General features: G+C 29.8%; 17 protein-coding genes. 2 read left to right on the top strand and 15 right to left on the bottom strand.

Going from position 1 to position 14,460, the window contains the following annotated elements:
* Positions 1 to 26 precede the first annotated feature (26 nt).
* The 9 genes from B3N22_RS03220 to B3N22_RS03260 form a co-directional block, all read right to left on the bottom strand.
* Positions 27 to 1,262, bottom strand: coding sequence for an EAL domain-containing protein (locus B3N22_RS03220; RefSeq protein WP_286904810.1), 1,236 nt, complete (start codon positions 1,260 to 1,262; stop codon positions 27 to 29).
* Positions 1,263 to 1,497: 235 nt separating this feature from the next.
* The gene (locus B3N22_RS03225) at positions 1,498 to 1,833 is read right to left on the bottom strand and encodes a YnfA family protein (RefSeq protein WP_286904811.1); all 336 of its coding nucleotides are present in this window, start codon (positions 1,831 to 1,833) and stop codon (positions 1,498 to 1,500) included.
* 54 nt (positions 1,834 to 1,887) lie between these two features.
* Positions 1,888 to 2,070 (bottom strand): hypothetical protein, encoded by a 183-nt coding sequence (locus tag B3N22_RS03230; RefSeq protein WP_073022653.1) that lies wholly within the window; start codon positions 2,068 to 2,070, stop codon positions 1,888 to 1,890.
* Positions 2,071 to 2,306: 236 nt separating this feature from the next.
* A complete protein-coding gene (locus B3N22_RS03235; RefSeq protein ID WP_286904812.1) occupies positions 2,307 to 2,993 on the bottom strand; it encodes a lytic transglycosylase domain-containing protein in 687 nt (228 codons plus the stop codon).
* 166 nt (positions 2,994 to 3,159) lie between these two features.
* Positions 3,160 to 5,166: a triple tyrosine motif-containing protein gene (locus tag B3N22_RS03240; protein ID WP_286904813.1), complete on the bottom strand. Its 2,007-nt coding sequence runs from the start codon at positions 5,164 to 5,166 to the stop codon at positions 3,160 to 3,162.
* A 125-nt stretch (positions 5,167 to 5,291) separates the two neighbouring features.
* Positions 5,292 to 6,461, bottom strand: a complete 1,170-nt coding sequence (locus tag B3N22_RS03245; protein WP_286904814.1) for a CapA family protein — start codon at positions 6,459 to 6,461, stop codon at positions 5,292 to 5,294.
* Positions 6,462 to 6,513: 52 nt separating this feature from the next.
* The gene (locus B3N22_RS03250; RefSeq protein WP_021800404.1) at positions 6,514 to 6,963 is read right to left on the bottom strand and encodes a YaiI/YqxD family protein; all 450 of its coding nucleotides are present in this window, start codon (positions 6,961 to 6,963) and stop codon (positions 6,514 to 6,516) included.
* A 2-nt stretch (positions 6,964 to 6,965) separates the two neighbouring features.
* Positions 6,966 to 8,318, bottom strand: a complete 1,353-nt coding sequence (locus B3N22_RS03255; RefSeq protein ID WP_286904816.1) for a glucose-6-phosphate isomerase — start codon at positions 8,316 to 8,318, stop codon at positions 6,966 to 6,968.
* Between the two features lie 104 nt (positions 8,319 to 8,422).
* Positions 8,423 to 8,833, bottom strand: a complete 411-nt coding sequence (locus B3N22_RS03260) for a bacteriohemerythrin (RefSeq protein ID WP_286904818.1) — start codon at positions 8,831 to 8,833, stop codon at positions 8,423 to 8,425.
* Positions 8,834 to 9,349: 516 nt separating this feature from the next.
* Here B3N22_RS03260 and B3N22_RS03265 point away from each other — a divergent pair.
* Positions 9,350 to 10,294, top strand: coding sequence for a fused DSP-PTPase phosphatase/NAD kinase-like protein (locus tag B3N22_RS03265; RefSeq protein WP_286904820.1), 945 nt, complete (start codon positions 9,350 to 9,352; stop codon positions 10,292 to 10,294).
* A 32-nt stretch (positions 10,295 to 10,326) separates the two neighbouring features.
* Positions 10,327 to 10,644, top strand: coding sequence for a hypothetical protein (locus B3N22_RS03270; RefSeq protein ID WP_286904822.1), 318 nt, complete (start codon positions 10,327 to 10,329; stop codon positions 10,642 to 10,644).
* A gap of 143 nt (positions 10,645 to 10,787) precedes the next feature.
* Here the strand turns inward: B3N22_RS03270 and B3N22_RS03275 are convergent, their stop codons facing one another.
* The 6 genes from B3N22_RS03275 to B3N22_RS03300 all read right to left on the bottom strand — a co-directional run bounded on the left by B3N22_RS03275 (position 10,788) and on the right by B3N22_RS03300 (position 14,393).
* A complete protein-coding gene (locus B3N22_RS03275) occupies positions 10,788 to 11,252 on the bottom strand; it encodes a hypothetical protein (protein WP_286904823.1) in 465 nt (154 codons plus the stop codon).
* Positions 11,253 to 11,272: 20 nt separating this feature from the next.
* Positions 11,273 to 12,067: a toll/interleukin-1 receptor domain-containing protein gene (locus tag B3N22_RS03280; RefSeq protein ID WP_286904824.1), complete on the bottom strand. Its 795-nt coding sequence runs from the start codon at positions 12,065 to 12,067 to the stop codon at positions 11,273 to 11,275.
* 306 nt (positions 12,068 to 12,373) lie between these two features.
* Positions 12,374 to 12,526, bottom strand: a complete 153-nt coding sequence (locus tag B3N22_RS03285; RefSeq protein ID WP_286904827.1) for a hypothetical protein — start codon at positions 12,524 to 12,526, stop codon at positions 12,374 to 12,376.
* Between the two features lie 181 nt (positions 12,527 to 12,707).
* Complete coding sequence (locus B3N22_RS03290; RefSeq protein WP_286904829.1) at positions 12,708 to 12,929, bottom strand: hypothetical protein; 222 nt, start codon at positions 12,927 to 12,929, stop codon at positions 12,708 to 12,710.
* Positions 12,930 to 13,042: 113 nt separating this feature from the next.
* Positions 13,043 to 13,819 carry an alpha/beta hydrolase gene (locus tag B3N22_RS03295; protein WP_286904832.1) on the bottom strand — a complete coding sequence of 259 codons (777 nt, stop codon included), beginning with the start codon at positions 13,817 to 13,819 and terminating at the stop codon, positions 13,043 to 13,045.
* A gap of 139 nt (positions 13,820 to 13,958) precedes the next feature.
* Entirely contained in the window at positions 13,959 to 14,393 is a 435-nt protein-coding gene (locus tag B3N22_RS03300; protein ID WP_286904834.1) for a hypothetical protein, read from the bottom strand.
* Positions 14,394 to 14,460 lie beyond the last annotated feature (67 nt).

A 14,460-nucleotide genomic window follows, 5' to 3' on the forward strand; every position in this document is an offset into this window, starting at 1 on the left:
CTCCATACCNNGGTATGGAGAGTATTTTAAATATATATACTATCTGGATTTAAATCTAAACATAATATATATTTTTTGTTCTCAATATTTTTAAATATACAAGACATAGTTACACACAAACTTCCTGTCGCCACTGAGATATACGGCTCCGTCATATATTTACTTAATTTCATTATCTTTAAAAAATAATAATATTTTTTAAAAGAATGATTTTCACCCTTTTTAGATGAATGAAATATCAAACTCTTATGCTTTAAAAAGTGATTGTATGTTGTGGCTGAATCCGATACTTGAATTCCTCTAGAATCAAGTATATATAAACACTCAAATATTCTATAATTATTAACTATATCTAATAAAGTAAAATCAAATCTTTTTTCTTCAGCTAAAGAAAGTTTGTGCAATACTTCTTTTATAACTATTTCATATTCTACTAGCTTATTTTTTTCATCATTCACTTTACCAGTCATATAATCCGAATAATTATTAGAAATTTTTTTTATAGAATAATTAGAATTTTTTAATATCCCAGATGATATAGGCTGTGCCTTTGAAAAATAGAATCCTTGTAGCATATCTGCACCAAGTTCCATAACTTTTAAGGCTTCCTCTTCATTCTCTATTCCCTCAGCTGCAACTGTTGCACCTAAATTTTTTGAAAGGCTCACTAAAGATTTAAACACCTCTTGTTTATAATAATCTAAGTGGATATCCCTTACAATTACTCCGTCAATTTTCACAATGTCAGGTTGAGCTATTGCAATCCTATCTAAGTTAGAGTGCCCTGACCCAACATCATCTAATGCTATTAAAAATCCATAACTTCTATACGAATCCACAAACCTTTTTAAAGCTTCAACGTCACTAACTTTAGATTCAACAAACTCTAAAACTACACTTTCAGGTCTTATTTGACATTCCTGAACCAAATTTATCAAAAATCCTGACCCTACAGTCTCGTTAGTCATAGTTGATATATCAATATTCATAAAAAGCAATAAGTCCTTATTCTTTTTATAAATATCTTTAAAGCCTTCTGCAACCTTTTCTCTACATATCCTATCTAATTGAACATTTAGTTTTTCTTTTGATGCCTTTTTAAATAGAGTAAGTGGATCTATTAATTCATTTTCAAAAACACCCCTACTTAACCCTTCTAATCCGATAACTGTTTTTTTTCTTATTGATACAATAGGTTGATAATGTACTTCAATGTCTTTTTGTTCTATTATATTTTCTAATACATCTAATTTTATATCCATATTATCATCTCCCTTAAAGCACTGTATACAATAAACCCCAATCTTACACTTATAATACTTTTATTTATAAAAATCCCATGATAATATGATACTTCAAATTTAAAATTCTTCAATTATAAACTATTTCAAAATAGAAAAATTGATATATTTCTAATGTAAACGGCTTATTAACTTCATATATTATGAAATTAACTAAATTTATCACATATAACTATTTTTTTCACAGTGTTAGAATTTAATTACGAGGTGCGTAAATTATTATAAGGGCTCCGACTAAGGCTATTGCTCCTCCAATCAAATCAAATTTATCTGGAACTACCTTATCAACCTTCCATCCCCATAATATAGATAAAACAATAAATATTCCCCCATAAGTTGCATACACTCTTCCAAAATTAGAGTTTGGAGGCTGTAATGTTGGTATAACTCCATACAAAATTAATACTATGGCTCCAGCTACTCCATATAAAAAACTTCTCCCCTCACGAAGCCATAACCATACAAGGTAACCCCCGCCAATCTCAAATACACCTGCCACTATAAAATAGAATATTGATTTTATAAATTCCAAGCTAGCTCCCTCATTTCTGTAATTTAATATCTAATATTCTAGCATTTATCCTCTCTAAAATCCGCCCTTTTCTTTGATATGTTCATAATAATGTCTTATAGCTTCATCAATTAATATATTATATCTAATATTTATGTTAGGATGAATTAATTTTAATTCTATTATCATTTCTGCTGTAGATCTTCTGATATTAAAGGTCTTTTTAACATCAAATGGCTCATTTTCATTTTTATTCATGTTCTCAACCTCTCTTTCTCTAACTCTAATACTATATGGTTTTAAAGCTAAGATGATGAATATAACTTGTACCTAATTATCTAATTATCACCGTACTCCCATAACTACGGTGATAATTAAGTAATTAGATAATTAAATACTTAGATAATCAAGTAATTAGTTGTTTAGATAATTATCTAATTATCCGCGCAATAAAAAAATAGCTAGCACAATAATTTGTACTAGCCTAATACTCTTTAAGATATTCCATTTTTATAATAATTCGTTACTTTTACTACATAATTTCTTGTTTCTGCTGGCATCTTGTATAAATCACTTGGTGAGGTTACTCCTCTTTTTGCCATGGTTCCTTCCCCTGCGTTATATCCCATCAAAGCCATATCTAAATTTCCAAATCTATTTAAAAGCTTTTTAAGCATTTGAGTACCAACATTTATGTTACCCTCAATATCATATGGATTTGATAGTCCATATGCCTTTGAATTAAATGGCATAAGCTGCATAAGCCCTTGAGCTCCCGCACTTGAAACTACATTAGGATTAAAGTTAGATTCTTGCTTTATTACTGCTCTAATTAAGTTTTCATCTACACCGTACTTTTGAGAAGCACTTTTTACTGCTGTTTCTATCCTAAGTCTTGTAGAATCAGTTCCCTTATAGGATGAATCTACCCCCTGGCTTAAATATGATTTTAAATTTAATGAATTCAAATCATTTAGTGAACTACTGCTTCCACCTATAGATTCTCCAAGTGGATTATTCAGTAAACCGCTAAGTATATTATTACCCTCACTATTACTATCCATACTTTGTAATAAACTTTGAAGTATTATGTCAAAGGACTGACTATTTCCCATTGATTGCTTTAGTATGGATGACATCATGGTCATAGCTAACATTTGTTCAGTATTCTCTATTTTCATATGCATCTCTCCATATTTTTTATAGTTATTTATCTGATGTCTAGCCACTGTAACACTCACACCTTCTATTCAGGTATGAGATAACAGTGGCACGACCCTAGATAAGTTCAACTAAGATTTAGTCAGGAATAGCCCCGCCTAAATCAAGTTTCACTTAATCGTCTAGTTATTCTGAAACTTTAAATTCAATGATGTCATAATCCTCATAGGCATTCTTTTTATAATAACTTTTTGTTAAAACTAATATTTTAAATTGACCTGTCGAGAAAGGTCTAAAGCTATAATATGACTTTTTGCTATAACTTTGAGTTCTAACCCAATTCCCTCTTTCCATTATATAAAACTCATAACATACATCTTTTCCACCCTTACACTCTACATTAAAATTAATTTCGTCTTGTAACTTAAAGTTAATATTATTAGAAATTATCTTTGTTCCTGTAATTGGTGCAGAGTCGTTTATATATATGTGGAACTCTTTTTTGGTATCATATTCCCCTTGGCATTTTATGTTTCTGGCATAAAGTTCAAAGGTATATTTCCCAGGAATTTTAGGTGTCAATTTTAACTTTTTAGTTTTAATAAAACCTGTCTCTTCAACTACATGTCCATTTATTTTTGTGATGTAATTAATGAGGGTAGATTGACTATTTTGAACTATTGCCTCGAGCTCAACATCATCTCCAACCATGTAGAATTCCTTAGAAGGCAACAAAATATAATCTATCTTGCCAGGTATATAAGTTATTATATCAAAGTATACTACACTATGACAATCATATTCCTTAGGAGAATATTTATCCTTTACACGTATTTCCATTTCATACTCTCCAGATTCCTCTGGAGTAAAGTTAACCCAATTTGCTGTTCCATAATTTACTTTTTCTATTTCTTTTTTATTTTTGAAAACTGTAAATGAATATTTTAGTGATGATCCACCTTCCGCTAACACCTTTATGTTTATAGGTACTCCAACTAAATAATTGCTATCTTTGTCCATAACTACATCTGTAATTTTAATAGTTCTAGCACTTTTTCTATCTATAAAATATTCCATAGCTACAGTGTCTTCATAGTCACCCTCAAAGCTTGCATCTTTTACATAAAGGGTTATTTTGTATTCTCCCTCTGCTTTACTCTTCCATAAATATGTTGAGTTCTTTATAAATCCAGAGTCTTCCCCATAGGTTCCATCTATCTTAAATCTATATAATAAATTTTTTCCACCCTCTACAAAAGCTCTTAGTAAAATTGCTGCTCCATTTACTTGAGGTGAAGCTAAGTCTGTTGTGAAGCTTTTTATTAATATAGGTTTATAGGCTTTTATTGTATAAACCATTAAGGCTCTATCATCAAATTCCTTGTTTGAATATATATCTTTTGCTAAACAAAGAAGTTTGTATTCACCAGGTTCTTGCTCTGAAAAGCTCACTATTGTCTTAGAGGAATAATCTTGAATACATAAAGCTTTTCCCTCTTCATTGATTTTTACAAACTTATAAAGCATTGTGGAGGTTTCTTCCCCCTTAGATTCAACCTGAAAATTTAACTCTTCCCCACATAATAAGTCTTGAGTTAAGCATCTAAAGTTTGATATTTCAACCTTAGCTCTTGGATTAACCTTATATTTTACTGAATAAAAATCGTCGAAGTTATTTTCTGATGCTGGCTCCTTGGCCTCTATTAATATCTCTTGATTTCCTTCTTCACTAGCAGTAAAAATCAAGCTATTTTCTGGTGAATAGTCTTTTATAAGCTCCCAGCCTCTTTGTCCACTTTTCCAGAATCTAAATAAGACAGGTCTTTTAGAACTTTCTATTTCTATACTTATTTTTTCTCCCACTTGTAACTCGTGAGAATTAACAAATACATTTTTAATTATTTTTTCTTCTTCTTCCCCAACTAGAATTTCTCCCTTACATAGATAATCAAAGGGTTTTGAGCTATCTTTCTTTTTACCTTGAACCATAAAAATATAGCTACCGTTTTCTGTAGGGATCCATTTATATACTGATTCAGATGAAAATTCTCTTAAGGTTGTCCATATTCCGAAATTACCTAAAATGAACTTGTATTCTAGATTTTCATCCGTATTGTTTTCGACTTGTATTTCAACTTCTTCTTCTTTACTAACAGGATTTTCTCTATTAAACTTTAACAAAATCTCATCCATTCTCATTCGCTCCTCAAATATATTTACCCAATAGTATTATACCATTATTTGCTACAAAATGAATTGTTTAAAAGAGAGTTTTTAACGAAGAAAAACTCTCTTTTATGACATATTATTGTTAAATTTTATTGTATCTGAAAAAATTCGTCTTTTATCTCTCCTTTAAGTGTTGGAGATAATTCATTTAAAAATTTTAGTAAGTTTGTTTTATTTTGATCCTTCATAGGAGTTGGTCTATAATCATTTTTGTTATTTACTGAAGATACTGAACAAGGTATCACTTTAAAACTGGTTTGCTCTAATTTTCCGTTTGTGAAGTTTAGTTTTGCTTGTAGTATAAAAGTTCTTTTATCTGTAGGATTATTGTTTCCTCCAAAACAGAAGTTACCAAAACTATACACTATAAGTTTTCCCTTATAGTTTTCTAAAGTTTGAACTACATGTGGATGTGATCCTAATACTAAATCTGCCCCACTATCTATAGCATACTTTCCTATATTAACTTGAACATCATAGGGTTTATATTGTCCTTCTATCCCCCAATGAAAGTATGGAATTACAACTTCACAGCCATTATTCTTAAGTTCCTCAATATCTGCTTTTATCTTATCTCTTAGCTCTTTAGTGTCACTCCAAGCTTGATAGCCTAAAAATCCAAACTTTATTCCCTTTATCTCTTTAACTATTTTATATCCTTCTCCAGCTATGTCTACATTGGCGCCTTTTAGCACTTCTATTGTGTCATTAAAACCTTTCTGTCCATAGTCATATATATGATTGTTAGCAACTGTAACCCCTTCTATACTGCCAGAAGTCAATATATTTACGTAATCCTTAGGTCCTTTGAAGTGATAATAAGGAGGTGCTCCTTTATCCTTTTTAGCCGTTGCATCCGTAAAGGTGGTTTCAAGATTTACAAAAGTATAATCATCCTTAGAAAATATATCATATACATTTTGATAAAAATAAGCGTAGTTTTTTCCTGTGGTATTAAATACAGCAGGCAAGGTTTCTCCAGAAAACTTTGTATCTGTTCCTAAAGTTGAGTCTCCAGCAGCAGATATTATAACTTCTTCTTTCACATCTTGTTTTACTGGTTCAACTGGTTTTTCATTTTGAGTTGTATCTTCTTCAGGTGTCTTATCTTGATTTTTAGAAATGTTTTTTTCAAGAATGTTTTTAGATATTACAAATGCAGTTGGAATTATAATTAATAGTAATCCTATTATAAGAACTACTGATAATATTCTCTTTCTCTTTTTTCTTCTTCTCTTTTTTATGTTTTCTCTTCTCAAATCACAATACTCCTTTTCAAAAAAAGCTATGTAGATTTTTTTACTACACAGCTTATATTTTAGTCTGGACAATATTTTGAACTATATTCTTTAGAGCCTTATATAAATTATCATCATCTTCTTTGGTTCTCTTTTTGTGGTTTGTGGTTTTTCCTCCACCTCTTCTAACTTTTGCTGATATATGCCTTTCCATAAGTAGTCTATCTATATTGTCTTTATTATATACCATTCCTTTTGGATTTACAGGTATGGCTTCCTTAGCTAATATCATAGATGCCAATCCATAATCTCCAGTAACTACAACATCGCCTTTTTTAGTCACATTGGCTAAAAATATATCCACAGATTGAAATCCGCTATCTAGATATTTAACCTCTCCATACTCCAAAGTTATACTATGATGAATATCACAATATAAGAACAAGGGAATTTGAAATTCCCTTGCAACTTTCTCTATGATCTTTCTTCCTGGACAGCCATCGCCGTCAATCAGAATTCTCATAATTATTGTAATCTTTTTTCAAGTTCAGCTTTTAAATCTTCGAATCCTGGTTTTCCTAATAATGCAAACATGTTTTTCTTGTATGCTTCAACACCTGGTTGGTCAAATGGATTTACTCCTAAAATATATCCACTTAATCCACAAGCTTTTTCAAAGAAGTATATTAATTGTCCAAGGTAGTATGGAGTTAATTCTGGAACATTAACTATAACGTTAGGTACTCCACCGTCATTATGAGCTAAAACAGTTCCTTGGAAGGCTTTTTTATTAACAAAATCCATAGTCTCTCCAGCTATGAAGTTTAATCCATCAACATTTTCCTTAGATTCTTCTATAGTTACATTCTTTTTAGCAGTTTCAACATTTACTATAGTTTCAAATACATTTCTTAAACCATCTTGAATGTATTGTCCCATAGAGTGAAGATCTGTAGAGAAGTTAACAGCTGCTGGGAATATACCCTTACCGTCTTTTCCTTCTGATTCTCCATAAAGTTGTTTCCACCATTCACCAAAGTATTGTAGAGCTGGCTCATAGTTTACTAATATTTCAGTAACCTTACCTTTGTTGTATAATGCATTTCTTACAACTGCATATTTGTAACAGTCATTTTCTTCTACATTATCACTTGAATATGCATCTCTAGCATCAGCTGCACCTTGCATTAATTCATCTATATTTACTCCACTAGCTGCTATTGGAAGTAAACCAACTGCTGTTAATACAGAGAATCTTCCTCCAACATCATCAGGAATAACGAAAGTTTCATAACCTTCTTCATCAGCTAAAGACTTTAATGCTCCTCTTTTTCCGTCAGTAGTTGCAAATATTCTCTTCTTAGCTTCTTCTTTTCCGTATTTCTTTTCCATGTAATCTTTAAATATTCTAAATGCTATAGCAGGTTCAGTAGTAGTTCCTGATTTAGATATAACATTTACGCTTATATCTAATCCCTCAATAGCTTCTAATAAATCAGCTAAATAAGTTGAGCTTATGCTGTTTCCTACAAAAAATACTTGTGGTGCTTTTCTCTTATCTTTGCTTAAAACATTGAAGAAAGAGTGATTTATAGCTTCGATAGCCGCTCTTGCTCCTAAATAAGATCCACCTATTCCTATAACTATTAAAGCATCAGAATGTCCTTTTATTCTTTCTGCTGCATCTTTAATTCTATTAAATTCATCTTTATCATAATTAACTGGAAGATCAATCCACCCTAAAAAGTCATTGCCTGCACCTGTTTTTTCGTGTAAATCCTTGTGTGCTGCTTTAACTATGCTGCTTAAGTTAGTTATTTCTTCGTCTCTTAAAAATGGTTTAGCTTTTGTAATGTCTAGAGTTAATCCTTTTTTCATTTCCTTACCTCCGTGAATATATTTAATGTTCCATCCGTAATTATAACATAATGAAACCATTGTTAGCTTGCTGCTCTATGTATTTTATCCTTTAGTTATTTAGATTATGATAAACTTTTTTTGATTTCAGCAGTCATACCCAAATCAGTTTTTAAAATATGATTTTGTATCCACGCTAAAACAAAATTAAGAATATCTAATAACGATTTATCTTGATTGTGATCTATTTGCTTAAGATTTATCTTATCAAGATCATTTATTAGATCATCATGTTGAATCTTATGTGAGAAAAATTTCTTATATTTATTCTCTAACATAAATTTTTCTTCTTCTCCAAAATGATATTTAGTGTAATCTTTAAGTTCCTCTATCACTTCTATTATCTTATCGTATTTATCTAATATCATGTCGTTTTTATATATATCATAGGCCTTGTATGCTATTTCAAATAGCATTTTATGTTGTTCATCAATAAAGTCTATACCTGTAACATATTCATTTTTCCATTGAAACATTTTATAGCCCCCTTTACTAATATACTCCCTATGGTAGATTATACTATTATTAAATTAAATATAAAAGAGCCTATATGTAAATTTTCATTTTTAGAAAAACTCTATGGTATTAATCACTTTAATGAATTTGATGAGACTTAAGAAGAAGTCTCTACAGGATTAGGGTGTATATAACCTAAGTTGTTTGTCCATACTTTCAATAATGAAGTAATTATTAATAACTTTAAACGGATTCTACTGCAGTCACTGTGTGACGTGCTAAAGAATTAAGGTGCATACTTTCAATAGTGAAGTTATTACTAATGACTTTAAAAGGATTTGATGAGGTGATTATTAATGAAATTTAGAAAAGAATTAATTCGACTTGATTTGGTTAGAGACATGATTATTTATTTTATCTTGGTTATAGTAGCTCTAATATTGATTTTTAATATAGATCACATAGGTCGTGGTTAATAGTATTTTTTTTGTATTTAGGGAATACTATCCTATAGAACTATTTTAGAGGTGATATAATTGAAAAAAAGTACTGCCATCTTTTTTGCATTTATCTTAGTTTTTATTTCACTATCTTCTACTACTCTGTCTTTAGATACAGCTGCTGTTGCTGCATATGATGAAGTTCAACTAGCATTAGATTCTTTAAATGAATCTACTCCACGAAATTTCCGTAAAACTTCTACACCTATTTATTTAACTAAAAATGAAAAATTCTCTTTGAAGGGATTAGATAAATTAAATATTTCAGGAAGTCAGCAATTTTCCGAAAAAAATCTTCCTATTTTATTAGAAGAAATAGGTACATCAAAACCAATTACTATTGTAGACCTACGTCAAGAATCTCATGGTTTTATAAATGGCCTTCCTGTTAGCTGGAAGAACCTAAACAATGATGTTAATAAAGGATTAACTAGAGATGAGGTAATAGAAAAAGAAACAAAGCAATTAAGTTCCATACCATTAAATACTCCTGTTACAGTTTATAGAGCCCCTAATAATAGTATGATTCCAACTGAAGTTTTTAATGAAGATACTTTAGTTACTTCAAAAAACTTGTCCTACATAAGAATTCCTGTAACAGATTTAGGGTTGCCTACTGATGATATGGTTGATTATTTTATAGAGGTATTTAAAAATCTTCCTAAAGATTCCTGGGTTCATTTCCACTGTAAAGCTGGTGTAGGAAGAACAACAACCTTTATGATTATGTATGATATGCTCATAAATTATAATGAAGTGTCTGCTACAGATATTATGGATCGTCAGCTAAAACTTGCAAACTTCGATGAAGTTACTATTAGAGAATTCTATACACCTGAGAGATATAAATTCCTACTTAATTTCTATAACTACTGTAAAGAAAATGGTGGGGAATTTAAGATAAGTTGGAGTACTTGGAGTAAGGGATATGATGGGTTTATTAGCTTAAGGAACAGTTCTCAATACAAGCATGCTGCTTAAAACTATCCTTAAATTGACATTTAAACATAAGTATGAAAACATATAGATATATCAAATTATGTATTATATGGGGGACTTATGAAAAATACACGAACACTGATTTTGGCTTTAATAATTTCTATCCTGATGATAATCTATATGTTACTTTTCAAAATGATAACATAATAATAATTCAAAATGAAGAAGGCGAAGCTTCCACATCCTATACATTTGAAGATAATATACTTAAAATAGGATCTACTACTACTGAAGGAAACTCCTATGAATTCAGTGATAAAGACAACTTCTCACTTTTAATTGTTTATCCAGACGGTGAGGAAGCAACATCCTATTTTAAAAGAGTACCTTGATTGATGAGGTTTTTGCTTTATTACATATATTAATTAGTTAATAACTTGCCCTCATTAATTTATTATTCAAAAAAAGAGCTGTTACACTAAAAATTAGTGTGCAGCTCTTTTTATAAAAATATTTAAATATTTACTTAGTTCAACTATTGGATAGAGTGCTTTCCTAATATTGCATTAGCACAAATCTGAGTAAGAGGTTCTCCTATTGCCGCTTTGTAATTAAAACCTAAAAGTTGAATAGCTTTTAATACATCTACACTTATTAAATTTTTAAACTGCTCATACATTGCAATGTCTGTTTCTGGGCTCATTTCTTTAATTATATCTAATACTACTGTTACTGTATTTTGAAGATGTATTATATCTCTATCACTAATCTCATAACGTTCAATCTCATTTTTATATACTTGCGCAATACGTATCGCTTCTGCACGTTCTGATATCAACTCATTCACAATTTCTTCATATTGATTTTTAATTTTCTCTATATCTTTTTCTAATTGTATTGCCTTTATCTTAGATTCAGTAGCAGTTACTGTTCCTTTGCTAGACAGATTTAATAGGCTTTTAGATAATTCTTCTAATATCTTAATTTCATTTTCTTTCATACTTTTACTCCTTCAGATTTCTAAGAAATATTTTTTATAAATTCATCTAAGTAATACATCCATACCTGTTCATCAACATCTAAACCAAAACCTTGTACAAATTTATTTTTAAGTTCAACAATTCCCGACTTGCATTGACCTTCATTTTTTAATACTATCCCCATACTTTTTGTATCAACTGCACAGTTATGATACTGTGGATTATCAAAATCAAAGTCTGGAGTATATATATTTATATAATCACTTTCACTAATCCAAGCGGCTCCCATTTCATTTAAGCATGCAGAACTTTTCAAGTATTCATTCGACCAAAGGAAAATCACAAAAATATTTTTATTTATATTGCTTTTAAGATAATCATATATATTATTTCCTGTAGGTATTTTATGTAATGGATGCGATGTATAGATTAACTGTTCTTTCTTAATACCAATTCCTGTGATTAACTTTTGTAATTCATCACCATACTTCTTATCACTAGAACTATGGCTTAAAAATATTTTTGAATACATATACTCCTCATCCTTTTCTATATTATTCCTGTTTAATTCTATCAATAAATCTTTAAGAATTTTTCTATTTCTATCGTGCGCCGAATAATCTAATACAAATTCGTTAGCCTGTATCTCATTTATATTATCGTCATACCATTTGCAGATTTCATCAATATAATATCTTATTGCTTCCATATCATTTTTTTTAATTCCTTCTTCTAAGCCATTTAAGAAACTAGAAATATTGCCTTGGGATGTATACGATAAGATAGTATTTCTTATTCCTTCATACTCTAATTCTATTTTTTTTAGACTATTCATCATTTTTCACCTTATATTCTTAAACAAAAGTTTTTTATTTTGATGTTAATTTAACATTTACACTAATTATTTATTTTTTGTAATTAGAACAATTATATTATACCATAATCTTATATTTCTCCCTATATTATTCTTTTTTATTTTAAATAAGAAATTTTTTAATTATTAATCTAACATGTAAAAACTATTTTATTCTTAAAATCCTAGGATAAATATCTAATTTTCTTAAAGCTATAAACAATAAATATAACAAAAAAAGCCACAACAATGGATTTTACGCCTTAGTTGCAGCAATTTTTTGATTCTCTATTTAGAACTCAATGCCCTTAATATTAATTCTTCCCTTAATTCATATTTCAAATTAAAGGATTGTACACTGGCCTCTAACATCTCTTCTTCCTTAATTTTAGACCAATCTAATCTATATCCATTATACTCAGAAAACTCTTGAATAAACATTCTAAATACTTCTCTTTTTTTAACTTATTAAGTACATCTTCCATTTGGCTATCAATATATTGACAAAGACAAAACTGATTTCCTTTTGATATATTTACAATTCTAACTTTACCAGCCCATTCATAAATATCTCCGAATAGAAATACATGTATTTTCTTTATATGGTTAAAGTCAAATCATATTACATTACCTGTTCATTCATATATTTCTTTACTAAAGTTTCAACAGCTTCTTCAAAAGAAACTTTTCCTTCTAAACATTGCTGTATTCTTTTCTTATCTTCCTCCATAAGTGTTAAGGAATTTAATGTGGCCATTTCATGGCCCACTTCAGAATAGAAGTGCATATTATCCATACTCATAGTTGCATTTGTATTAGCTATAATTCTTTCATTTTCGCTCATAATGCCACCTCCATATATACCTTTACTATATAACATTTACAAGTAAATTTATACTGTTAAAACAACTAAAACTCCTATATTATATCAATACAGAAGTTTTTAAAATATAATTGCTAGTTTTCACTTTTAATAAACCTAACAGTATCTTCTATTATAGTCTTCTGCTGCTCCATACGACTTAATCCAGCTTTATTATCACCTTTTTGTAAATTCCCGTCACCATAAACCGCCATCTGAGTATGATTTCCTCCAGGTATTTCTATATAGTTTGCACTAGCTGGTAAAAAATCTTTCCCTGCTTCAATTTTCTCTGGTGTAGCTAGTCCATCATTGCTTCCTGATAAACTAAGTACTTTTAAATCAGTATTTGCCAAAGAGTATTTTTTTGTTGTATAACTTGCATATAAAATGATTCCTTCAAACTTATCTGGATTATCAGAAGCCACCATACTTGCAGCAACTCCACCTAGCGAAAATCCCCCAATATACCACTTATCTATTTCAGGATAACTATCAATAACATCAAGTGCTCTATCTTTACCGAAAAACGCCAAATTAAAAGGCATCTTTTGTATCACTACCTTAATTCCACTCTCTGCAATTTTCTCTGCTGCATAAGCAAAACTTTTAGGGTCTACTTGTCCACCAGGATAATAAATATAACCTATGTTTGTCTTTTCATTCACTGGATTAAATACAATAGTATTGCCTACCTCCTCTACAATCACATCCTTTTTTGATGCCATTGCAGCAACTGCCTCTTCATCTGCTGGAAGAGAAAATGTTAAATATCTTACAATCCCTATGATAAAGGCTACTAAAATAACAGCTACAACTAATAAAACTTTTTTCTTCCTTGAAAAAGATTTTTTACTTGTTTTCTCAGACATGATTTCTCCTTATTTCCTGTAGTTTTATTTATTTCATATGCCCTTATTATATCATTTAATTCAATTGCACACAATTAAAACCATAAGTTTCTTTTCTCTTATAAAGATCTTAAGAGGATTCTAATGAGTGTTATACAAGTTAATACGCTTGCCTTCCCCCTTCCTCCTTTACATATTTATAATAATGCTCAACAGCATTTTCAACTATTATTCCAAACTTTACGTTAGCATTAGGATGAACAGCTCTAAGTTCATTTATCATTCTAATTGTATTAGCGCTAACCCAAAAATTCTTTTTAACCTTACCATTTTTCATGTTAGGAATTAGTTCATAGGAAAGGCTATTCTTACTCTCGCTTTTCCCATCTGCCTTTACTTGATTTTCTTCTTCTTGTTTTTCTTCATTTATATTCTCTACTACTGCTGAATCGCCTAACTTATCTCTTACTAAATCTACTACATCATAATTCTTTACAAATTCTGCATCCTTATCTTCTTCGAAACCAACAATAGCTTCAAGTTTCTCTTCCTCTTCTTCCTTTAATAATTCTTCCTTATTAATCTTCTCTCCCATACATTCTCCTCTTTATTATCGCTTTACTTTATTATATTGTTCTAATATTAAAAGAATTCTTCAATTC

This window comes from Clostridium sp. UBA1652 (genome assembly GCF_002320975.1).
Classification (GTDB): Bacteria; Bacillota; Clostridia; order Clostridiales; family Clostridiaceae; genus Clostridium_T; species Clostridium_T intestinale.

What these genes read in the sequence shown, in the direction of transcription:
- B3N22_RS03220 (WP_286904810.1), bottom strand. Translation starts at nt 1,262, where the DNA reads ATGGATATAAAATTAGATGTATTAGAAAATATAATAGAACAAAAAGAC.
- B3N22_RS03230 (WP_073022653.1), bottom strand. Translation starts at nt 2,070, where the DNA reads ATGAATAAAAATGAAAATGAGCCATTTGATGTTAAAAAGACCTTTAAT.
- B3N22_RS03235 (WP_286904812.1), bottom strand. Translation starts at nt 2,993, where the DNA reads ATGAAAATAGAGAATACTGAACAAATGTTAGCTATGACCATGATGTCA.
- B3N22_RS03240 (WP_286904813.1), bottom strand. Translation starts at nt 5,166, where the DNA reads ATGGATGAGATTTTGTTAAAGTTTAATAGAGAAAATCCTGTTAGTAAA.
- B3N22_RS03250 (WP_021800404.1), bottom strand. Translation starts at nt 6,963, where the DNA reads ATGAGAATTCTGATTGACGGCGATGGCTGTCCAGGAAGAAAGATCATA.
- B3N22_RS03255 (WP_286904816.1), bottom strand. Translation starts at nt 8,318, where the DNA reads ATGAAAAAAGGATTAACTCTAGACATTACAAAAGCTAAACCATTTTTA.
- B3N22_RS03260 (WP_286904818.1), bottom strand. Translation starts at nt 8,833, where the DNA reads ATGTTTCAATGGAAAAATGAATATGTTACAGGTATAGACTTTATTGAT.
- B3N22_RS03270 (WP_286904822.1), top strand. Translation starts at nt 10,327, where the DNA reads ATGAAAACATATAGATATATCAAATTATGTATTATATGGGGGACTTAT.
- B3N22_RS03275 (WP_286904823.1), bottom strand. Translation starts at nt 11,252, where the DNA reads ATGAAAGAAAATGAAATTAAGATATTAGAAGAATTATCTAAAAGCCTA.
- B3N22_RS03280 (WP_286904824.1), bottom strand. Translation starts at nt 12,067, where the DNA reads ATGAATAGTCTAAAAAAAATAGAATTAGAGTATGAAGGAATAAGAAAT.
- B3N22_RS03285 (WP_286904827.1), bottom strand. Translation starts at nt 12,526, where the DNA reads ATGTTTATTCAAGAGTTTTCTGAGTATAATGGATATAGATTAGATTGG.
- B3N22_RS03290 (WP_286904829.1), bottom strand. Translation starts at nt 12,929, where the DNA reads ATGAGCGAAAATGAAAGAATTATAGCTAATACAAATGCAACTATGAGT.
- B3N22_RS03295 (WP_286904832.1), bottom strand. Translation starts at nt 13,819, where the DNA reads ATGTCTGAGAAAACAAGTAAAAAATCTTTTTCAAGGAAGAAAAAAGTT.
- B3N22_RS03300 (WP_286904834.1), bottom strand. Translation starts at nt 14,393, where the DNA reads ATGGGAGAGAAGATTAATAAGGAAGAATTATTAAAGGAAGAAGAGGAA.